We start from the raw sequence: 19887 nt of genomic DNA, 5'->3' as shown, positions 1-19887 counted from the left end.
GCTACACCAGTCTGTAGGGAATGTGGTCGGTGTCTGGCGGCAGGCGCCAATGGTCGGGCTGATCGTAGGCATAGGCCTTGTCGACGAGGTTGAGCAGCACCGCCGTCTCCGCTCCGAGCGAAACAACACCGTGCCATATTCCGGGTGGAATGATGACGACCGCCGGGCGCAACGGGCCGATAATCTTGTGCCAGACGGCGCCGAAGGTCGGCGAGGCCTTGCGTCCGTCAAACAGCGAAATGCGAACGCTGCCGACGCAGCAGAACAGCCGGTCGGTGGTCACCGCGTGTGCATGCCAGCCAGTCACCGCGCCGGCATACAAGGTCCGTTGGAAGACCTGGCCGACCGGCTCCGAATCGAGCTCCCACTCCTCGCGAAAGATCTCGGTCAGATAGCCGGTGGAGGTTGCGACCGGCCTGATCTCCTTGACCCTCACGCCATCGATCGCCACCGGCTCGATGGGTATCCAGTCAGGCGTGACCACCTGGCCGTCAGCCGTTCCGGTCGCCATCCAGCCTGTCGGTTTTGTCCGGGTTTTTTCCGGCACGGATGCTCCTCCCAATTCAGCGTGATGCGCCATTGGCCAGCACGGTCTGATACGAATTTGACCGGTCGCTGGCAAGTACGCGTCAAGGTTTGCTGATAGGCTTCGATCTCACGGCACTTGATGTTTCCGACGCAATCGGAGGGCCGCATTGCCCAAAACATCGTTCCATCCTACCCAAGCCCGGACCTTTCGCCTGCTTTAATACCCCGGCCATTGGCCAGGACATTGCGATCGACGCGGTGTCGGGCTCGCCTCTGCGGCGATTTTGGCCAGGGAAACGACATTCGGGCAGGGAAAAGACATGGACATTTTCTTGATGGCGGCTTCGCTTGCGCTGGCTGGAATTATTGCCGGCATCTACGTCTCGGGTGTAATCCACGATTTTCGCATCGATGATCTTACCGCCGGCCAGTACATGGCCATGCATCAGATGCGCGACCGGACGTTTACCCGGGTGATGCCGTTAGTCAGGCTGACGACGCTGGTGCTGATCGCGGCGATGGCGATGTTTGCGGTCGATGCCGGCCTGCCGCGCATCCTGACCATCGTCGCCGCGGCGCTGGTGGTGATCGACATTGGCTTCACCGTCAGCCGTCAGGTGCCGCTCAACAAACAGGTGCAGAGCTGGACGCCGGTGACCATCCCCGATGATTGGGCGCAGACGCGCGACAGCTGGGCGGCCAACCACAATTTGCGCCTTGTGCTTGGACTGGCCGAATACGCCTGCCTGTTTGCCGCGGTCATCCTGACGCTCAGCCGGTGATTCAGTTTTTGCGGAACGCCGCGGCATGGGTCGGCACTTCTGCCGACCGCCGCCGTTGAAAACAGGAGTATTGCCATGCTGCATCACGCTTCATTCAACGCCCGCGATCCGCAGGCCGTCGCCAGCGTCCTTGCCGAAATGCTTGTCGCCACCGCGGTTCGTGCGCCGTCGCCGCCATTTCCTGAGGGCGCATGGTTCGTCTGCCTCTGCGACGATTTCGGCTCGCTGATCGAAATCCTACCGTGCGGCACGGTTCTGGACCAGCAAGCGCCGCTCGGCATCGGCTTCGACCCGAACATGCGCCTGCGCTCCGGCTCGCATGTGCTGCTCAGCACGCCCAATTCGACCGAAACCATCCAGGGCATTGCCGCCCGCATGGGCTGGCATAGCGGGCTGATTGATGCCCGCCTGTTCAAGGTGCTCAAGGTCTGGGTCGAGGACGAAACCCTGGTCGAATTCCTGACGCCCGAGATCGCACCGCTGTACCGCGCGACATTCGCCTGGGGCGGCATGGCGACACTCGACGCCAAGCTGCGCGAGCTGGAGAGCCAGATGGCGGCAGCGCTTGCCGCCAAGACCGCAAACCAGTCGGGCCGCAAGGATGAGCAAATGGCCGATACGATGTGATGAGAGCTCCTAGACGGCCGCCGAGGTCAACCGTCGCCGGTGTTGTCGCCGGCTTCCGCCTTCAGCCAGTTGATGAACGATCTGGCAGGCTCCCAGGCGGAGATGGACGGGTGGACGACGACGTAGTGGTTCCAGTTCGTCGGTATGTCCGTCGTCAGGAGGCGGACGAGCCTGCCGGTGCGCAAATCGCTCTCGACCAGCGACTTCCTCGCGATGGCGACGCCCAGACCGCTCGCCGCCGCTTCGACCGCCAACAAGGTGCCATTCAAATTCATGCCGTCGCCAACCGTATCCAGCGGCAGATTGTTTCTCTCGAACCAGTGGCGCCAATTGGCTCCACTCTCGTCATTTTCGGCCGTCGTGTCGAGGATGCGGAACAGTCGCAGCACATCGTGCTGGTCTCTGACCGGGCCGTTGGCGGCGAGATAGTCGGGACTGACGACAGGAAAGATCGCATCTGCCATCAGCCATTCGGTCTCGACGGCCGGATAGTGTCCGCCGCCGAAGCGCAATGCGATGTCGACTGTTCGCTGCGAAAGGTCGACGACTGCAAGATCCGCATTGATGTCGATCTCTGTTTCGGGATGCTTTTTGCGAAACCTGTGCAGACGCGGGGCCAGCCAGCGCACGGCATGCGAAGGAATGGCAGTGACCCTCAGCCTCGTGCGCTCGTTGCGCGCGACACTCGCGACCGTGCTCTGGATTTCCAGCAATGCGCGTCGCACGCCCGCGGACAATCGTTCGCCTTCAAGCGTGAGTTCGACGCGGCGGACATGGCGGGTGAACAGAAGCACGCCGAGATCGGCTTCGAGATCGGCGATGCGGTGGCTGAGCGCGCTTGGCGTAACATTCAGCTCATCGCCGGCGCGCTTGAAGCTGCCCAGCCGGGCAATGACCTCGAAAGCACGAATGGATTCCAGTTGTGGAAGCCGTCTTGTCATTTGCCGTTACCCGATCCCGCCCATGGGTTCCTTAGCATGAATGAACAAAGCTCATCCATAGCTTCGTAAATAGTCTTTTGTCCAAGCGCGCAAATCATTGTAGCCATCCACTGCCCCCCGATTGCCGCCGTCGAAAGAGGCCGTTCATGGAACGAGCCTCGACTACGAACGACAGTGAAATGAAGACAATCGCTTGGGAGTACCCCATGACTATTCGACCCCCCGAGTTTGCGCATGCGCGCTTTTCGACCGCCATGTGGCCGCGAGCGGAATGGCGAAACGTCTATTGCGACCTGTTGCGCCGGATGGTGACCGACATGGATTTTAACGTCACGGAGGAAAAGCTCTCCGTCGACGCGACCATCCTGCGGCTGCCGGGCGTCGGCATTGCCAATTCGAGGACCACCGCCTTCCGCACCATCCGTTCCCGCGCCGTGGCCAAGGGGACCGATGATTACATTTTCTTCATGTGTCTGGAGGGCGCTGCCACCTTCTCGCATCTCGGCCGCGAGGCCAGCATCGAGGCCGGCCAGGCAATCCTTCTGTCCTCCTCTGATCCGCATGTGATCGAACGGGCGATGTCGCATCATCTCTTCATCACCATCCCCAAGGCAGCGCTCGGGCCCATGGCTGCGAATGCGGATGCCGCCCTGATGACGCCGATGTCATGCGTGGGCGAAAAGTTCTTGCTGCTGACCAGCTATGTCCGTCTGCTGATGCAGGAGCCGAACCTGGCCGCATCCGAATTGCGCTGGCTTGCCGCCAAGCACATACAGGACCTTGTCGCGGTCGTGGTTGGGGCAACGCAGGACGCCACCGAGGTCGCCGCAGGTCGCGGCATACGCGCCGCGCGGCTGCGCGCCATCAAAGCCGATATCGAAAGCAATCTGGCTTCCGGCGATGTCGGGTCCGACGCGCTGGCCGGGCGCCACCGCGTCAGCGCGCGCTATATCAGAAAGCTGTTCGAGGGTGAGGGTACCTCGCTGTCGCAGTTCGTGCTTGGCCGGCGGCTGGCGCTGGTTTGCAGCAAGCTATCCGACCTGCGCCTGGCACACCGCACCATCGGCGCCATCGCCTTCGACGCCGGCTTCGGCGATCTCTCGACCTTCAACCACGCCTTCCGCCGGCATTTCGGCATGACGCCTTCGGAAGCGCGGCAGAGTGCGGCTGTGCACCGCGCCTCGCTGGAGCCCGGCGGCCGAACAGGCCACGCGCGGCAAAGCGCGACGGGTGTTGCGGCCGCATGACCTCAAAACAAAAGCCCGCAGGATCGCTCCCGCGGGCTTTTGGTCGCCTGAGAAGGTGTCGCTTCGGGGGAAGCAAAAATCTGAGGAAAGCGGTCGCTTCTTAATGCATGTCGCTCAAAAGTGGCTCCGGTTTTGAGACAACGACATGCATAAAACAAAGGCCTAAAGCGCGTCGCCTGGATCCGTTCAAATGCGACGCGCTTTAGGCGCCGCCGCCAGGAATGGGGGGCGCCAGTTTGCTGGCGCCTTTGATGATCTGGCTGAGGAAGTTCTGGTCCTTGCCGCCGGTCGGCGTGGTGCGCGAGATGAAGTCGAAAATCTTGCCGTCCTTCAGACCGTAATTGGCAATCTGGGTGACGCGCCCGTCCTCGCCAAAATACACCGCGAGCACTTTCTGGTCGACCAGGCGCGGCTTGTCGAAAGCGACATATCGCTTGCGCGTCTGCGAAATGTAGTAGAACGCCTCATTGTCGAAGGTGGCTTTCGTCGATGGCGTGCCGAGCGCCAGAAGCACCTGTTCGCGGCTGGAGCCCACCGGCACCGAATCGACCGCCTGCTGGTCGATAACATAGCCCTGCGTCAGCGTCTCGCTAGGGTTAAGGTCGCCGAACATCTTGGACGAATTGCAGCCCGACAGCGCGGAAGCCACCAGCACCAGCGAAACCGCGGCGGTGGCCCCAGGCAGAAAAGTCGACTTGAATTTCAGCGCGCGCAACAACAACTCCATTAGCTGGCCGCAACTTGCGCTGGGCGGCAAAACCGGTAAACCAGCTTGCTTGCCGATGCAACAAGGCCCATTCAAACAATCGGTCCCCAGGAGACCACCCTCAATGTTCCAGCGCCTTTTTGGCCGCGAACGCAACGCCAACCGCGCTATCACCGAGGCGCTTTACGCACAAATCGTGGCGGCGGCGCGGCAGACCGTGTTTTATTCCCACTGGAATGTGCCGGATACGCCGCTCGGCCGTTTCGAGATGCTGTCGCTGCATATGTTCCTGTTTCAGCACCGGCTGCGCGGCGAAGAGGGCGTCGCGCATGAGGTCGCGCAGGTGCTGATCGACGAGTTCTTTCTCGATGTCGAGCATTCGCTGCGGGAACTGGGCGTTGGCGATGTCGGCGTGCCCAAGCGCATGAAGAGGCTGGCCAAAATGTTCTACGGCCGTACCGCCGCCTATGACGACGCGCTGGAACGCAGCGATCGCGACGCGCTTGCCGCCGCCCTGGCGCGCAATGTCAGACCCGATGCCGGCGCCTGGCCGCAAGCCCTGCCGCTGGCGTCCTATGTAATCGATGCCGCCAGGCAGCTTGAAGCACAGCCGTCCGAATCGATCGTTTCCGGTGCCGTGGCGTTTCCCGTCGCGAAAGCGGAGTGAGGAGGGGAGACCAAGATGAAACATGTGGACACGCCTAGCCCGGTCTCATTCGCGGCCAATGTCGGCCGCCTGCCGCACAAAGGTTTGCAGGTGGTGATCGACGCCGACGCCGCGCAGCGCGCAATGCTTGCGCGCGAGCACGAGCTGCTTTCGGTCGAAAACTACCGTGCTGAGCTTTTGGTGGCGCCGTGGAAGCGCAATGGCGTCAAGGTCAGCGGCCGCGTCGAGGCTGATATCACCCAGGCCTGCATCGTCACCCTTGAGCCGGTCGCGGCCCATATCGACGAGGAGGTCGAGGCGCTGTTCTTGCCCGAACAATCCAAACTCGGACGGCAAGGTTTCGAAGGCGGCGGCGAGATCCTGCTCGACGCCGACGGGCCAGACGGCCCGGAAACATTCTCCGGCGACACGATCGACGTCGGCGCGCTCGCCGAACAGTTCTTCGGGCTGGCGATCGATCCCTATCCGCGCAAGGCAGGCGCCTCTCTCGATGCCGCCGGCCCGGACGAGCCCGTCGAGAATGAATTCCAGCAAAAGCTGCGATCCTTGCTTGGAAAATCCTAAAACACGAAGCGATCGGAGAAAAGCCGGTTGTGCGGCAGCCCAAAACCGCTATTTTCGCCGAACCTTCGCGAGCCCCCGAATTTCGCGAGTTTAGTATTTCTTTCGCGGGCCATGTGCCCTGGCCCAAGCTAGTGAGATAAAGACCGCGTGATCAGGATTTCCATCGATGCCATGGGTGGCGATCACGGGCCAAACGTGGTCATCCCGGCACTCATGACGGTCGCCGTCAGGCGTCCCGACATCCGCTTCGTCATATATGGGCGCGAGGAATTGGTGCGCCCCGAACTCGCCAAATTTCCCAAACTGGCCGAGGTCAGCGAGTTCCACCATTGCGAAGTCGCGGTCAGGATGGATGACAAGCCGAGCCAGGCGCTGCGCCACGGCCGCTGGAAGTCGTCGATGTGGAAGGCTGTCGAAGCAGTCAAGAGTGGCAGCGCGCAGGCCTGCATTTCGGCCGGCAATACCGGCGCGCTGATGGCGATGTCGAAGTTCTGCCTGCGCACGATGGCGACCATCGATCGTCCGGCGATCGCGGCGATCTGGCCCACGATGCGCGGCGAGAGCGTGGTGCTGGATGTCGGCGCCACCATCGGCGCCGATGCGCACCAGCTGATCGACTTTGCCATTCTCGGCACCGGCATGGCGCGCTCGGTGTTCGGCATCGACCGGCCGAAAGTCGGCCTGCTCAATGTCGGCGTCGAGGAGATCAAGGGACAGGAAGAGGTCAAGGAAGCCGGGCGCATGCTGCGCGAGGCCAACATGGCCTCGATGAATTATCATGGCTTCGTCGAGGGTGACGACATCGGCAAGGGCACGGTCGACGTGGTCGTCACCGAGGGCTTTGCCGGCAACATCGCGCTCAAGACGGCAGAAGGCACTGTGCGCCAGATCTCAGGCTATCTGCGCGCCGCGATGAACCGCACGCTGATGGCCAGGATCGGCTATGTCTTCGCCAGGGGCGCTTTTGACCGCCTGCGCGAAAAGCTCGATCCGGGCCGCTCCAATGGCGGTGTTTTCCTGGGTCTGAACGGCATCGTGGTAAAGAGCCATGGCGGCGCCGATTCGGACGGTTTCGCGGCGGCCATAGAGCTTGGCTACGACATGGTGCGCAACAATCTGATCGACCGCATCGAGGCCGATCTCGACCTGTTCCATGCGCGCAACCCGCATGCCCAGGCAAGCAGGAAATCCGACGCCACCGTCGACGAAAAGGAATAGGAAAGAGCTTTGATCAGATCAGTCGTGCGCGGCACCGGTGCTGCGCTGCCCCGCCGCATCATGAAGAATGCCGATTTCGAAGGCATGGTCGAGACCTCGGACGAGTGGATCGCCCAGCGCACCGGCATCCGCCAGCGTCATATCTCCGCCGATGACGAGACGACGGCGTCGCTGGGCGAGGCGGCGGCGCGCGCAGCGCTCGACAATGCTGGTCTTACGCCTGCCGACATTGATCTGATCGTGCTGGCGACCTCGACGCCCAACAACACCTTTCCGGCGACCGCCGTCGAGATCCAGAACCGGCTCGGCATGCATCACGGCTTTGCCTTCGACCTGCAGGCGGTGTGCTCGGGCTTCGTCTATGCGGTGACCACCGCCGACCTCTACATCAGAGGCGGCCTCGCCAAGCGCGTGCTGGTGATCGGCGCGGAGACCTTTTCGCGCATCCTCGACTGGAGCGACCGCTCGACCTGCGTGTTGTTCGGCGACGGCGCCGGCGCGCTGGTGCTGGAAGCGGATGAGGGCACCGGCGGCATTGCCGACCGTGGCGTGCTGGCGATGAGCCTGCGCTCCGACGGCGCCCACAAGGACAAGCTTTTCGTCGATGGCGGTCCCTCGACCACCGGCACGGTCGGCCATCTCAGGATGGAAGGCCGCGAGGTGTTCAAGCACGCCGTCGGCATGATCACCGACGTTATCGAGGCGACGTTTTCGCAGGCCGGCATAACCGCCGACGACCTCGACTGGTTCGTGCCGCATCAGGCCAATAAACGCATTATTGACGCTTCGGCCAAGAAGCTCGGGATTGCTGAGCAAAAGGTGGTGGTCACCGTCGATTTGCACGGTAACACCTCGGCTGCTTCCGTGCCGCTGGCGCTTTCGGTGGCTGTCGCCGACGGTCGCATCAAGAAGGGTGATCTCGTGCTCCTGGAAGCGATGGGCGGCGGCTTCACCTGGGGTGCGGTTCTCGTTCGCTGGTAAGTGCCGAACGGTCCGGTTTCGGTCCTTGACCTTGCCGGATCAATTACTTAGGCTCTGCCTTTACCTGTATCGATTTATGTTTTTTGAACTGATGGGACGGTCGCATGGGGGGAAAGACACTTACGCGCGCCGACCTTGCCGAAGCTGTTTACCGTAAGGTCGGCTTGTCACGCACTGAATCGGCAGAACTCGTCGAAGCGGTGCTGGACGAAATCTGTGAAGCCATCGTACGCGGCGAGACGGTGAAGCTGTCGTCCTTCGCCACCTTCCACGTCCGTTCCAAGAACGAACGCATCGGCCGCAATCCCAAGACCGGCGAGGAAGTGCCGATCCTGCCGCGCCGGGTGATGACCTTCAAGTCGTCGAACGTGCTGAAAAGCCGTATCCTGCGCTCGCACCAGAACAGCAAGGCCAAGGGCGGCAAATAGGTTCTGCCGCAGGCTTCGGTTGAAAACGCCGGGCCGTTTTGACGCCGGGCTTGAATATTGTTTCATAAACCGCTGAAATGATACCCGATTCGGCAGACTGGGCCGGATCGCCGTCCAGCGTGAGGATTTCGCCCATGGACAAGAGCCCCGACGCTTTCCGCACCATCAGCGAGGTCGCGGAGGATCTCGATCTGCCGCAGCACGTGCTGCGCTTCTGGGAAACCCGTTTCAACCAGATCAAGCCGATGAAGCGCGGCGGCGGCCGCCGCTACTACCGGCCACAGGATGTCGAACTGATCAAGGGCATCCGCCACATGCTCTACGACCAGGGTTACACGATCAAGGGCGTGCAGAAACTGCTGCGCGAGAACGGCAACCATTTCCTGGTCGCCATCGGCAATGGCGACATGGCTGCCGTCGAAGCGATCTCGCAGCGCAGGCAGGCCGATCAGGTGCCGCTGACGCCAGCCGCCCAGCCGCGCGGCATGGATGACGAGATGCTGGTCGGCCAGCCCAAGGTAAAACCCAGCCGCCGCTTTTTCGGCCTGGGCAAGACCGAGGAGGAAGGTCCGGTCCAGCCCGGCGCATCGAAACTGTCGCGCGACAACCGGGCCTTGCTGCAGGAGGCGCTGTTTGACCTCCTGGAGTGCAAGCGCCTGCTCGACCAGGTGCGCTAACCTTTCCGCTGCCTCGGGCAAGCAGACCGGAACCGGTTCTGCGGCCATGCGTTTGGCCTTCTCTCAAAAAGAAGGAAAACAATCATGGCATCGCTTTCGACCCTCTCCGATCTCGATCTCGAAAAGCAGGTCGCGACCCTTTCCAAAGAGCTCGCCGCCTTGCGCAAAGTCGTGGCCAAACGCGGCGGTGCTTACTACGAGGACGGGCGCGATGCCGCTTCGGACTATTATGGGCAGCTTGCCGACCTTGTCAGCGATGCGCTGCCGGCGATCAGGAAGCAGGGCAGGGCGATCGAAAAGACGGCGCGCGATCGTCCGGCAACAGCCGCTGCTGTTGGGTTGGTCGTGGTCGGCCTTCTCGCCAGCTTGTTGCTCAGCCGGCGCTAAAACAATTCACGAAAACAAAAAGAAAATGGCGGCCGTCCCGCGGACGACCGCCATTTCCCTGATCTGCGGCCGATTACTTGGCGAGCTTGATCTTGGCCTGCGGCGAAACCTGCGCGGTCTGGCTGCACTTGCCATAGACAGTGCCATTCTTGTCCGTGGCGTCGGTATAGGTGCCTTTGCACTCGATCGAGAGCACCAGGCAATGCCCGGAGCCCTTGCAAACCGCGCCGCCGTCGCCCGTGGGATGCGTGCCGTTGGCGAAGGCCGAGGTCGGAACGGAAGCCGAACCGAAGGCCGAGACGATGAGGGCCGCGGCGAGCGTGATGCGCTTGAAGTTGGTCATTTGAGCATTTCCTTCTCTGGTCGAGGATCGCCACCATGGCGTCCTTCTGTGTTGGGATCGCCTTCTCGGCGTCCATGCCGGGTTAGTGCGGCCTCCAAAGCAAAGGTTCATGCGTGGTTCGAATTTTCTTCGCGTTTTTTCGCGACGTCGATTTTTAGCCTTCGCCAACGGACGGCGCCTGGCGGGGCCGTCCGGCATCGATCATGCATTTCGCGTGAAGTACGCTGACGTAGTAGCGCGGCATCCCATGCGAAGGTCGCACGGTGGCGTGCCCAAATGGCCAGCCAAGACCTAGTCCGCCCCCGGCTCTTGTCAGGTGGCGGCAGCAGTCATTGCCGCCACTTGGCACCGCGCTTTCTGCCACTCCCGGCTGCGACTATAACGCCAGTCCAAAGGTACCGGCGGAGGAGACGGGCGTGGTCGCAAATTACATCGACGAGTTCATCATGTTCTGCGCTGGGTTGTGGATGACAGGCGTTGGTTTTGGGCTGCTCCAAAGTCCTATTCAGGCCCAGCAAGGTCAGCAGCCATGGTGGCTGCAGGTCGCGAAGCATTTCAAATGGATGGGGCCGCTTTTGATTTTGATCGCAATAGTGCTCGCGTTCTCGGCGCCGTCCTAGCGGGTTCCGACGGCATTGAGAGACCCGGGGTGTCCTGCAGCTGGCTACCGCTGTGTTGTTGCGCCTGATACGTTCGTTGGGTGCGCTGTGGTTGCTCGCATTCTGACGCATGGGCGCCATCGAATCCTGCCTTCAGCTTTTCCACGTGTCGCCTGGCAAAAACCAACGGGAAGGCGGCCCTGGCGAGGACTCCAGGGCCAGCCTTCCCGTTGGGCAAGTCGGCTGTGTCAGGCCTTCTTGGCCTCCACCTTGTGGTGGTGGTGGTGGTGGTGATGGTGACGGCGGTGATGCTTGTTGTGATGATGATGGTGGTGATGCTTCTTGTGCAGCGATGCTGCGTCGGCGCTGCTGGCGCCGATGAGCGGCAGAGAGACAGCCAGGGCAAAAGCCAGCCCGAGAGCCGACAGGAGGGACTTCTTCATGACTTCGTTTCCTTTTCTGCGCGGGCTGAATTTGACCGTCACCGAGCAAGATCGGTCCCGGTGAACCCCGCAGTCATGACTATCGCCTCCGAACTTTTCGACAGTTTTTCCGGACTGTAGAATTTTGTTTCTGGATTGTGTCTGGCGGCTTCGTCGGCAACTTACATCGGCGGAATGACGCCGTTGGTGCCGACAACGACCCGGCCCGCGGTCAGCTTGCCGTCGCTGCCGCGCTCGGCGTTGACGAACACCACAGCGCCAGGCTTGAGGTCGGCGGGCGTCGCCGGCGCGAAGGTCACCACCGGCGTCGTCTGCGGGATCGCGATCTGCTTTTTCTGGCCATTGTCGTAGGTCAGCGTCACCGTGCGACCTGCAATCTCGGTGACATCGGCGACCGTGCCGTTGGTCATCCGGCTGTTGGGCTCGAGATCCCACGGGCGGTCGCCTTCGCCGGCGCCCTTCAGCGCGGCCGGGAAGATCACCACCTCAAGCGCGCCGCTGCCGCCATCGGCCTTCGAAACAGAGGCAATGCCGAGGAAATCGCCTTGCTTGATATCCCCGGCACCCGCCTTGGCGACGCCGGAAATCTTCCACCCTTCAGCCAGCGCGATGGCGTCGGTAGCGCCTTCGCGGGTCTTCACCGTCAGCGTCGCTCCGGCAAAGGCGGTCACCGTGCCGCGAATGCGCACGGCCTCGGCGGCTTGCGCCGCGACCATGCTCGCGCCAGCGAGGCCTGAAATCGTGGCGAGCACGATGGCTGATGTCTTGAATGTCATGGATCTGATCCTCTTGGGAAAAGCTGGCCCGATGCGGCTGCCAGCAACATCAGGCTAACGCGCGAGCGGCGCAAAACCGCTGAACACTTCGGCGTGCGGCCCTTCAAAAGAACTTGATTGGGAGATCGGGGCGGAGATCCTATATGTGCCCTGGCGCCTGCGGTTTTGACGCCGGTTCACGATGCTGTGACGGTCGGTTTGGGCCTTGGCAAATCGCCGTCAAGCGGGCATTGTCCCGGCTCTCAGGCAACACCCTATCATTTGATCCAAAACTCTTTAGCCCCATGGAGTTGCCAATGCCCCAAACTGCAAAACACGAACCCTTCTCCAGGCTGGCGGCCGATGTTGCGGCCGATGTAGCGCTTGAGCACCCCGGCCTCAAAGCCATCCGGGAGACAAAGGGATACAGTATTGAAGAGCTTTCCCTGACCTGCGGTCTGTCGACCAGCGAGATTGCCGACATAGAGAGCGGCAAGGACACCGATCCGACGAAACTTCGCCGGATCGCCGCAGCATTGCAATTGCCGGAAACGGCCCTGATCGATGCCCCGGCGCCCACGGCGCCTGTGGAAAACCGGTCCGTTTCATAAACAACGGCCAAGCGTCGTTCAACAAGCCCGCCATGGTTTGCCCTGGCGGGCTTGTTGCATTCGCCCAACGGCGAATGTCACTTCTTGCTCGGATCGTCCGCCGGGTTGACGTAGGTGATCGCGAACGGCCCCTCGCCATGAACCTGGACGATCGTAGCGCTTGTCGTCCAGGCGTAATGGTTCATTCCCTGCGGGGCTACGCCGAAGCCGCCGGCGGTCAGTTCGATGCCTTTGGTCTCGTCGAGCTTGTCGCCCATGCCGATATGAAAATTGCCGGAAATCACCGTCACATACTCCGAGGTGGGATGGTTGTGCGCGGCAATTTTGTAGCCGGCCGGCAACTTCAACCGCAGCACGTAGATGCCATCCTTCGAGGGGTCCCCGGCGATGACAGCCATGTCCGCGCCGGCGGGCAGGACAGCAGGAGCAGGGCCCCATTTGATGGCGTCCGCGTTTATCGGCATGTCGTCGGCAAGCAGCGGCGCCGTCCCGATAAGCAGCAGCGCCAGAGCCGAGGCGAGCTTGAGCATGATGATCTCTCCGGTTGGTCGTGGGAGCACAGCATCAGCGCCGGCCCTGATCCATTGCGACCTACCAAGGCAGCAGCCCGAACACATCTCCCGCACGGGGGATGCGCCTTGCGTTGCTGACATGCGGCGCGACCCGCCTGGCCTGGTATCGCTGCAGCCGTCGAGGGGCGGGGAGGTTGCCGCCGACCGAGCGTGAAGCTATCCAGTGTGAACGCTAACCGTTTTCGAATGGGACAATGCCGAGATGAGCCTTGAATCCGTGCGCGCCTTCCTGGCTGCCCATGCGCCCGATGTCGAAGTGCTCGTCACCGAAGCGAGTTCCGCGACGGTGGCGCTGGCGGCTGAGGCGCACGGCGTGGAGCCGGCGCAGATCGCCAAGACCATCTGCCTGCGCGTCGGCGGTGAGACCATGCTGATCGTGGCCGGCGGCATGTCGAGGCTCGACAACCGCAAATTCAAGGACCGTTTCGGCGGCAAGCCGCGCATGCTTGACGCCGATGAGGTTGTCGCGATTACCAGCCATCCCGTCGGCGGCGTCTGCCCATTCGGCCTGCCGGCGCCGCTGCCGGTCTATTGCGACGTCTCGCTGCGCGCCTTCGATGAAGTCGTGCCCGCGGCCGGCGCCACCAACGCCGCGGTGCGGCTGAGCCCTGAGCGCATGGCACAGATTGTCGGCGCCGAATGGGTCGACGTCTGCCAAGGATGAATGTTGGTGATTTGAGAAGCAGGACCTTTGGGGGCAAGTCCTGTCTAAAAATGGTCGGAGTGGCCGGATTCGAACCGACGACCCCTTGACCCCCAGTCAAGTGCGCTACCGGGCTGCGCTACACTCCGGACCGCGCAAAGCCATATATTTTCAAGGGGTATGGTGCAAGCGCTAAAACGGCGCGCCGGGCCTGAAAGTCGCCAGCATGCGGCCTTGTCGCCGCAATGCCAAGGCGATATGGCTCGCGCAGTATCGATACGAAGGATTGCGCGTGGCAAATTCCTGTTTTTTTCTGGCGGCCGACGCCAATTATTTTCCGTATGCATGCTTGGCGGCGCGCAGAATTCTGGATGTTTCGGGAGAGGCAACACCGGGATTCATCCTGCATGTCGGCGCACGCGATGCCGATATGCGTGTTGCTGAACGCCTGCTGACGAACCGTCTTCGCATAGTGGACGTTTCGGGGCTGTTTGCGGAGGCTGGCCATACTTTCCGGCCAAGCAATGTCGGCACTTTTGTTCGGCTTTTCGCCGACCAGCTGCCTCAGTTCGCGGACTATGACCGCATCGCCCATGTCGATTGTGATGTTCTGTTCAATCGAGATATCGCCGACCTGGTGGGCCAGACACTTCATGCTCCGTTGTTGGCCGCTCACGACGATTACATGTATTTCCGCCCGGGCTATCGGAACAAACTGTCGATGCAGCCGGGGGCGCCTTATTTCAACGCCGGCATCATCGTCTTCAACATGCCGCCGGTGCGTCAACAGGGACTTTTGCACCGCGCCAGGGATGTTGCCGTTGCCGGGCAGATGAACGATCAGAACGCGCTGAACATCGTCTTCGAGGGCAAGTGGCAGACGATGCACCCGAACTGGAATTTGATGTCCAACGATACGAAGGAGTTTCGGTTCGCCCAAGCCTATGCGCGGCATTTCGCCGGCGGCAAGCCCTGGGGAAGCCAGGTCGACGTGGAGCCCGAGGCGCTTGCCGTCTGGCGCGATCTGGCAAGGGATACGCCATGGCTTGAGCCCTTCCGGCAGCGTATTCCCTTCGAGCGGGGCGTCATGAGGCGGTTCGCCCGAAGGTTCGACGGTATCATGGGGATGTTGCCGAACAAGGACCGGTATCGGCGGCGCGCACGGTACGACGGCAGCAAGGTGCATAAGATATATGCCGAGCATGCTGACGCCGGGGCGATGGCTGTGCAGTTTCCGGAAGTACTCGGTGGTTTCGCCTGAGACCCGCAACGGAGCTCTCGCGAATGGGTCAGGCAACAGGTTGTAGCATGCCGCAAAAATCGTGTTTCTTTTTCGCCACCGACCAGAGGTATTTCCCGTATGCCAGCCTGGCGGCGCGCCGCGTGCTGAATGTGTCGGACCACCTCGACGGCTTTATTTTGCACACCGGTGTCATCTCCAACGAAGACCGAGCTATCGGAGAGCGTCTGCTCGGTGGGAAGATCCGCATCCTGGATGTCACGAAATTCATGGAAGCGACAAACTTCAACCGCGGAACGCACCCAACCCTTGCGACCTACATCAGGCTGTTTGCCGATCAATTGCCGGAGTTCGAACCATATGACCGCATCGCCTATTCCGACGCCGATGTGCTTTTCAACAGATCGATAGAAGACCTCTGCAACGTCCCGCTCAACGCTCCGCTGCTGGCCGCACACGATGAGCAGACCTATTTCGACGTAAAGTATCGACAGCATTTGCCGATGCAGCCAGGCGCGCCGAAGTTCAATGCCGGCGTGCTGGTGTTCAACATGCCACTGGTCAGGCAGGAGGGGCTTCTGGAGCGTACCCGGCAGTTGGCCTCCGAGCAGGTTTACGGGATGGATCAAGGTGCATTGAACGTGGCTTTCGAGGGCAGGTGGCAGACGATGCACCCGTTCTGGAACGTGATGACCAACTACACCAGCCAGATTTCTTTCAGCCGCTGCTACGCCCGCCACTTCGCCTGGGGCAAGCCCTGGGACCGTCCGCCGATCGGTGTCGAGGTCGGCGCCATGGCGATCTATCGTGATCTGGCGAAAGGCACGCCCTGGGCCGGCCGTTTCAGCAGCAGCTGGCCGATCAAGAGAGGCATATTGAAAAACCTCGGCCGCAAGTTCGACGCCATCAGCGGGATTTTGCTGAACGACGAGAAGCGCAAGCGACGGGCGCGGTTCGACGCCGAAAAGGTCAGCGCCATCTTTGCCAGCCATGCGGACAATTCGATGTTGGCCGTGCAATACCCCGAACGGGTCGCTGGCATAGCCAGATAGAACTTGACGCTCCGCCGGACGCGGTTCCTCCCGCCAATCTTCCTCGATAAGTCTATTGCCTCGCTGGTTGATGCCCTCCGGCTAGCACGCTCAAGGCCGAGCCGATACTTAGCTCCAATCCAGATTGATGTTGCGGATGCCTTCCTGTGCGATCCGGCCCCGCAGCTTGCCGATCCGGTCGGCCAGGTCTGGCGAGAACCGTTCATGTGTCTCGACCAGGATTTGTCCAATCGAACGGTGAATGCCGGCATCCAGGATGGCTTCGATGCATTCCGCTTCGGCCCCTTCTATGTCCATCTTGATGATGACGATCGGCTCATGGAGACCTTGCAGGAACTGCACCAGGTCAACCACCTCAACTTCAAAGCTTTTCCCGTTCGTATGTTCGTGTGTCTGGATCAGGGACGACGATTCGGTCCTGCGGAGATCACTGACGTCCGGCCTCTGATGGAATGTGGCCGTTCGCGCTGATCCACCAACAGCCTTCGGAATGATCGTCACCCGGTCGTTGTTGCCAAACCTTGTCGTCAAAATCTGGCGAGCAACAGGGTCAGGCTCGAAAGCAATCACCCGCATCCCATAGGCTAGTACATGTCCCGTGACGTCGCCAATATTGGCGCCGAGATCGATGAACAGACTATCGGCGGGAAGCTTTTTCATAAGCTGATGGAAGTCGTATTCGGCCTGCCGCACGCGCCGCGGGGGCCTGTGCCACCGGCGATACGCGTACCAGCGCAGCATGAATTCGAAATAGCTTTCCCTCAGCATAACCACGCCCGTCAGATTAGTGGCGCCCACCAACCCGGAATATTATCCAGCCCGGCAAGCACGCCAACTCAATTGGAATTTTGTCAGTCGCGTTTAGCGACGTTTTCCCACCATCACAACATAAATGCGCCGCCGGCAACCGTGCTCAATTCGACCAGGGGTTGGAGCAAGCAGATCAAAGCCTGCGAGGGCCTGCACAACCCCGGTATTGGCGTGCGCGGCTGTTCCTGTCCTTCAGGATTACTCGGCTACCTCGGTTGCGCCACCGCCCGCAACCCGCGCTGATGCCTGTATTCCAGCGCGATCGCGCCCCAGATCAGGCCGAGCAGCAGGTAGACATGGCGCCAGTGGTCGATGTCGATGAAGGTGCCGAGCCCGATATTGCCGATGAAAGCGACGTAGGCGCAGAGCAGATAGGGCTGCCACGGCCGGTCGCGCAAAAGGATGCGGAAGCCGGCCGCGATCGTCCACAGCGTCAGCGACAGGAACGAGACGAAGCCGAGCCAGCCATAATCCATCAGCGTCTTCAGCCAGATGTCGTGCGTGTCTTCGCCGAAAATGGTGCCGAACACCAGCGGGCCGATGCCGAGCGGATGTTCGAGCGCCATCTCGAAGCCGATCGTGTAGCGGGCAAAGCGGCCAAGGCGCGCCGTGTCGTAGCTCTGTTCGAGCTGGGCGCGGCTGGAAAACATCTCGCCGACGCCGGGCAGCTGCAGGATGACGATCATGGCGACCACCAGCAGGGTGACGGCGGCAATGCTCATGATGATGACGCGCAGCCGGAACTTGCCGCTGTTGCTTTGCAGGAACAGGGCGCCGGTGAGCAGGATGGCCGAGACGGCGAACATGCCCCAGGCGCCGCGCGAGAAGGAGAAGAAAATGCCAGCGGTGATGATCAGCAGCGGCACCGCCAGAAGCGGCATGCGCGCGATCGAGCCGGTCAACAGGAGATAGAGCAGATAGATGCCGGGCAGCACCAGGAATGGTCCGAACACGTTCGGATCCTGGAAGGCGCCCTGGGCGCGGTCGTATCTGGTGAAGATTTCAGCGCCCAGGAAAGCGTGGAAATAGCCGGCAATGCCGAGCAGCGAGGTCACCACCGCGGAGACGACATAGGCGATGAAGATCAGCCGGTAGAGGCCGGGCTGCACCGCCGTCACCGACGAGAAGAACACCGCGGTGAACGCGAGAAACAGCGAGACGGCGAGATAGAGCGGTGTGTTGGCGAGATCGGCCATCTGCGTCATGGCAATCATGCCGCCGATGTTCATCGTGATCAGCAGCACGAGCAGCGGCACGGCGGCGCGCGATATGCGCAGGCCAAACAGCACCCACACCCCGATCAGCCCGAGCATGAAAAGATCGTAGGGCGCCGGTTCGTCGATGACGAAGCCTGACAGGAAGACGCCGAAAAACACCGCGCCCGAGGATATCAGCGCGATCAGCTTGGCATTGACCGCAGCCTTCGGCACATCATGGGAAATCGCGCTCAATAGGCGTTTTCCGTGTTGAGCAGCCGCAGCGGCGTCATGAGCAGGATGCGCAGATCGAACAGCATCGACCAGTTCTCGATGTAATAGAGGTCGTATTCCGTGCGCATGCGGATCTTCTCATTGGTGTCCATCTCGCCGCGCCAGCCATTGATCTGCGCCCAGCCGGTGACGCCGGGCTTGACCTTGTGGCGGGCGAAATAGCCGTCGACCACCTCGTTGTAGAGAAGGTTGTGCGACTGCGCGGCAATCGCATGCGGGCGCGGACCGACCAGTGACAGCGTGCCGAACAGCGAGTTGAAGAACTGCGGCAGCTCGTCGATCGAGCTCTTGCGGATGAAGCGGCCGACGCGGGTGACGCGCGGATCGTTCTTGGTCACCGTCTGCTTGGCGGTCGGGTCGGAGCGGTCGGTATACATGGAGCGGAATTTGTAGACTTCGACGATCTCGTTGTTGAAGCCGTGCCGCTTCTGCTTGAACAGCACCGGACCCTTGCTGTCGAGCTTGATGGCGATGGCAGTCGCCAGCATCACCGGTGAAAACAGGATGATGCCGATCAGCGAGAAGACGATGTCGAAGGCGCGCTTGGCGACCGAATCCCAGTCGTTGATCGGCCTGTCGAAGATGTCGAGCATCGGCACCGAGCCGATGTAGGAATACGCGCGCGGGCGAAACTGCAGCGCGTTGGAATGCGCCGAGAGCCGGATGTCGACCGGCAGCACCCACAGCTTCTTCAGCAGCTGCAGCACGCGCGTTTCGGCAGTCAGCGGCAGCGACACGATCAGCATGTCGATGCGCGCGATGCGAGCGAATTCCATCAGCTCCGAAATGGTGCCGAGCTTGGGATAGCCGGCCACGATCGGCGGCGAGCGCTTGTCGCCGCGGTCATCGAAGATGCCGCAGATGCGGATGTCGTTGTCTGGCTGCTTCTCGACCGAGCGGATCAGCATCTCGGCCGCCTTGCCGCCGCCGACGATGACGGCGCGGCGTTCCATGCGGCCGTTGCGCGCCCAGCGCCGGATCAGCTTCGACATCACCAGCCTGAGGCCGAACAGCAGAAGCAGGCCGACGACAAACCAGGTGCCGAACAGCAGACGCGAATAATCCTCCGACATTTTCATGATGAAGGCCGTCAGCGCCATCAGCGCGAAGGTGCCGGCCCAGACCATCAGCACGCGGCCGAGATTGGAGATCGGTCGCATCAAGGCGGAGATCTGGTAGCAATCGCTGACGTCGAGCAGCACCACGGCCACGAATGACGCCGCGGCAATGGTCAGCGGATATTGCCAGGCGAGATAGTTGAAGAAGCCGACAAAGTGGAAGTAGAGCGCGAGCCCCGACAGGAACAGCAAGCCGAATTCGACGAGGCGCAATACGCCGCTGACCATGACCGGCGACATCGTATCGCGCCGGTATTGCGAGGCGACCTGGCGGGCAACACTGTTCATGCCGCCGGGCGTGGGGCTCTCGGCAGGACTGTCGAATTTGCGCACCGCATCGGCCGAAAAGCGGCGCGTGGGGTCGGTCTCGTTCATCGGGTTTCCCACAAGCTTCCGCGGTGACGATAGCAGAAAGAGAGCTAAAAAAACCTTGAGACAACTTGTGGTTTTGGAGGGTC

25 protein-coding genes and 1 tRNA gene are annotated in these 19887 nt (G+C 61.5%); 15 read left to right on the top strand and 11 right to left on the bottom strand.

All coding sequences use genetic code 11. The features are described 5' to 3' along the window. Position 1: 1 nt before the first annotated feature. Positions 2-547: a dTDP-4-dehydrorhamnose 3,5-epimerase family protein gene (locus tag ACYG9Y_RS14200; RefSeq protein ID WP_245259899.1), complete on the bottom strand. Its 546-nt coding sequence runs from the start codon at positions 545-547 to the stop codon at positions 2-4. 301 nt (positions 548-848) lie between these two features. Between ACYG9Y_RS14200 and ACYG9Y_RS14195 the strand changes: the two genes are divergently transcribed. Both ACYG9Y_RS14195 and ACYG9Y_RS14190 read left to right on the top strand, forming a co-directional pair. After that, on the top strand, positions 849-1310 hold the full coding sequence (locus tag ACYG9Y_RS14195) for an anthrone oxygenase family protein (RefSeq protein WP_023739315.1): 462 nt from the start codon (positions 849-851) through the stop codon (positions 1308-1310). 75 nt (positions 1311-1385) lie between these two features. Then, the gene (locus ACYG9Y_RS14190; protein ID WP_023739316.1) at positions 1386-1937 is read left to right on the top strand and encodes a hypothetical protein; all 552 of its coding nucleotides are present in this window, start codon (positions 1386-1388) and stop codon (positions 1935-1937) included. 26 nt (positions 1938-1963) lie between these two features. On the opposite strand, the gene ACYG9Y_RS14185 is transcribed toward ACYG9Y_RS14190, so the two are convergent. After that, entirely contained in the window at positions 1964-2878 is a 915-nt protein-coding gene (locus ACYG9Y_RS14185; RefSeq protein ID WP_023734146.1) for a LysR substrate-binding domain-containing protein, read from the bottom strand. A gap of 206 nt (positions 2879-3084) precedes the next feature. Here ACYG9Y_RS14185 and ACYG9Y_RS14180 point away from each other — a divergent pair, with 206 nt between their 5' ends. Beyond that, complete coding sequence (locus ACYG9Y_RS14180) at positions 3085-4125, top strand: helix-turn-helix domain-containing protein (RefSeq protein ID WP_460223134.1); 1041 nt, start codon at positions 3085-3087, stop codon at positions 4123-4125. A 202-nt stretch (positions 4126-4327) separates the two neighbouring features. On the opposite strand, the gene ACYG9Y_RS14175 is transcribed toward ACYG9Y_RS14180, so the two are convergent. Beyond that, a complete protein-coding gene (locus tag ACYG9Y_RS14175; RefSeq protein WP_023669368.1) occupies positions 4328-4840 on the bottom strand; it encodes an outer membrane protein assembly factor BamE in 513 nt (170 codons plus the stop codon). Positions 4841-4955: 115 nt separating this feature from the next. Here ACYG9Y_RS14175 and ACYG9Y_RS14170 point away from each other — a divergent pair, with 115 nt between their 5' ends. The 7 genes from ACYG9Y_RS14170 to ACYG9Y_RS14140 all read left to right on the top strand — a co-directional run bounded on the left by ACYG9Y_RS14170 (position 4956) and on the right by ACYG9Y_RS14140 (position 9753). Further along, the gene (locus tag ACYG9Y_RS14170) at positions 4956-5498 is read left to right on the top strand and encodes a ubiquinol-cytochrome C chaperone family protein (protein WP_023669369.1); all 543 of its coding nucleotides are present in this window, start codon (positions 4956-4958) and stop codon (positions 5496-5498) included. Between the two features lie 15 nt (positions 5499-5513). Next, positions 5514-6062: a YceD family protein gene (locus tag ACYG9Y_RS14165; protein WP_023669370.1), complete on the top strand. Its 549-nt coding sequence runs from the start codon at positions 5514-5516 to the stop codon at positions 6060-6062. A 147-nt stretch (positions 6063-6209) separates the two neighbouring features. Beyond that, the gene (gene plsX, locus ACYG9Y_RS14160; protein ID WP_023689496.1) at positions 6210-7280 is read left to right on the top strand and encodes a phosphate acyltransferase PlsX; all 1071 of its coding nucleotides are present in this window, start codon (positions 6210-6212) and stop codon (positions 7278-7280) included. Positions 7281-7289: 9 nt separating this feature from the next. After that, positions 7290-8261, top strand: a complete 972-nt coding sequence (locus tag ACYG9Y_RS14155; protein WP_023669373.1) for a beta-ketoacyl-ACP synthase III — start codon at positions 7290-7292, stop codon at positions 8259-8261. Positions 8262-8365: 104 nt separating this feature from the next. After that, positions 8366-8689, top strand: coding sequence for an integration host factor subunit alpha (locus ACYG9Y_RS14150; RefSeq protein WP_006201891.1), 324 nt, complete (start codon positions 8366-8368; stop codon positions 8687-8689). Positions 8690-8823: 134 nt separating this feature from the next. Continuing rightward, entirely contained in the window at positions 8824-9366 is a 543-nt protein-coding gene (locus ACYG9Y_RS14145; RefSeq protein ID WP_023669374.1) for a MerR family transcriptional regulator, read from the top strand. An 84-nt stretch (positions 9367-9450) separates the two neighbouring features. Further along, positions 9451-9753: a hypothetical protein gene (locus ACYG9Y_RS14140; RefSeq protein WP_023705060.1), complete on the top strand. Its 303-nt coding sequence runs from the start codon at positions 9451-9453 to the stop codon at positions 9751-9753. A gap of 73 nt (positions 9754-9826) precedes the next feature. Here the strand turns inward: ACYG9Y_RS14140 and ACYG9Y_RS14135 are convergent, their stop codons facing one another. Then, positions 9827-10096 carry a hypothetical protein gene (locus tag ACYG9Y_RS14135; protein WP_023669376.1) on the bottom strand — a complete coding sequence of 90 codons (270 nt, stop codon included), beginning with the start codon at positions 10094-10096 and terminating at the stop codon, positions 9827-9829. Positions 10097-10512: 416 nt separating this feature from the next. Between ACYG9Y_RS14135 and ACYG9Y_RS14130 the strand changes: the two genes are divergently transcribed. Further along, a complete protein-coding gene (locus ACYG9Y_RS14130) occupies positions 10513-10716 on the top strand; it encodes a hypothetical protein (RefSeq protein WP_023739318.1) in 204 nt (67 codons plus the stop codon). 227 nt (positions 10717-10943) lie between these two features. On the opposite strand, the gene ACYG9Y_RS14125 is transcribed toward ACYG9Y_RS14130, so the two are convergent. Then, the gene (locus ACYG9Y_RS14125; protein ID WP_023739319.1) at positions 10944-11138 is read right to left on the bottom strand and encodes a hypothetical protein; all 195 of its coding nucleotides are present in this window, start codon (positions 11136-11138) and stop codon (positions 10944-10946) included. 161 nt (positions 11139-11299) lie between these two features. Next, positions 11300-11914, bottom strand: coding sequence for a hypothetical protein (locus ACYG9Y_RS14120; RefSeq protein ID WP_023739320.1), 615 nt, complete (start codon positions 11912-11914; stop codon positions 11300-11302). A 296-nt stretch (positions 11915-12210) separates the two neighbouring features. On the opposite strand from ACYG9Y_RS14120, the gene ACYG9Y_RS14115 reads away from it, so the two are divergent. Further along, on the top strand, positions 12211-12504 hold the full coding sequence (locus ACYG9Y_RS14115; RefSeq protein WP_023682373.1) for a helix-turn-helix domain-containing protein: 294 nt from the start codon (positions 12211-12213) through the stop codon (positions 12502-12504). 77 nt (positions 12505-12581) lie between these two features. Here ACYG9Y_RS14115 and ACYG9Y_RS14110 read toward each other — a convergent pair whose 3' ends face one another. Further along, positions 12582-13034 carry a cupin domain-containing protein gene (locus tag ACYG9Y_RS14110; protein WP_023739321.1) on the bottom strand — a complete coding sequence of 151 codons (453 nt, stop codon included), beginning with the start codon at positions 13032-13034 and terminating at the stop codon, positions 12582-12584. A gap of 244 nt (positions 13035-13278) precedes the next feature. Between ACYG9Y_RS14110 and ACYG9Y_RS14105 the strand changes: the two genes are divergently transcribed. Then, a complete protein-coding gene (locus ACYG9Y_RS14105; RefSeq protein WP_023739322.1) occupies positions 13279-13740 on the top strand; it encodes a YbaK/EbsC family protein in 462 nt (153 codons plus the stop codon). Between the two features lie 51 nt (positions 13741-13791). Here ACYG9Y_RS14105 and ACYG9Y_RS14100 read toward each other — a convergent pair. After that, a tRNA-Pro gene (locus tag ACYG9Y_RS14100) sits at positions 13792-13868 on the bottom strand. Between the two features lie 143 nt (positions 13869-14011). On the opposite strand from ACYG9Y_RS14100, the gene ACYG9Y_RS14095 reads away from it, so the two are divergent. Together ACYG9Y_RS14095 and ACYG9Y_RS14090 are read left to right on the top strand one after the other, a co-directional pair. Further along, positions 14012-14980 carry a glycosyltransferase family 8 protein gene (locus ACYG9Y_RS14095; RefSeq protein ID WP_023734138.1) on the top strand — a complete coding sequence of 323 codons (969 nt, stop codon included), beginning with the start codon at positions 14012-14014 and terminating at the stop codon, positions 14978-14980. Positions 14981-15003: 23 nt separating this feature from the next. Then, positions 15004-16011 carry a glycosyltransferase family 8 protein gene (locus ACYG9Y_RS14090; RefSeq protein WP_084014343.1) on the top strand — a complete coding sequence of 336 codons (1008 nt, stop codon included), beginning with the start codon at positions 15004-15006 and terminating at the stop codon, positions 16009-16011. Positions 16012-16119: 108 nt separating this feature from the next. Here the strand turns inward: ACYG9Y_RS14090 and ACYG9Y_RS14085 are convergent, their stop codons facing one another. The 3 genes from ACYG9Y_RS14085 to ACYG9Y_RS14075 all read right to left on the bottom strand — a co-directional run bounded on the left by ACYG9Y_RS14085 (position 16120) and on the right by ACYG9Y_RS14075 (position 19804). Then, positions 16120-16809, bottom strand: coding sequence for an FkbM family methyltransferase (locus ACYG9Y_RS14085; RefSeq protein ID WP_245260452.1), 690 nt, complete (start codon positions 16807-16809; stop codon positions 16120-16122). A 218-nt stretch (positions 16810-17027) separates the two neighbouring features. Next, positions 17028-18272, bottom strand: coding sequence for an O-antigen ligase family protein (locus tag ACYG9Y_RS14080; RefSeq protein ID WP_023739325.1), 1245 nt, complete (start codon positions 18270-18272; stop codon positions 17028-17030). After that, complete coding sequence (locus ACYG9Y_RS14075; protein ID WP_023739326.1) at positions 18269-19804, bottom strand: undecaprenyl-phosphate glucose phosphotransferase; 1536 nt, start codon at positions 19802-19804, stop codon at positions 18269-18271. Before ACYG9Y_RS14075 ends, ACYG9Y_RS14080 begins: the two co-directional genes overlap by 4 nt. Between the last annotated feature and the right edge of the window lie 83 nt (positions 19805-19887).

The organism is Mesorhizobium sp. W050 (assembly GCF_054719535.1).
The sequence above is the reverse complement of the archived record's forward strand: the minus strand, read 5'-3'. Positions and strand labels throughout refer to the sequence as shown.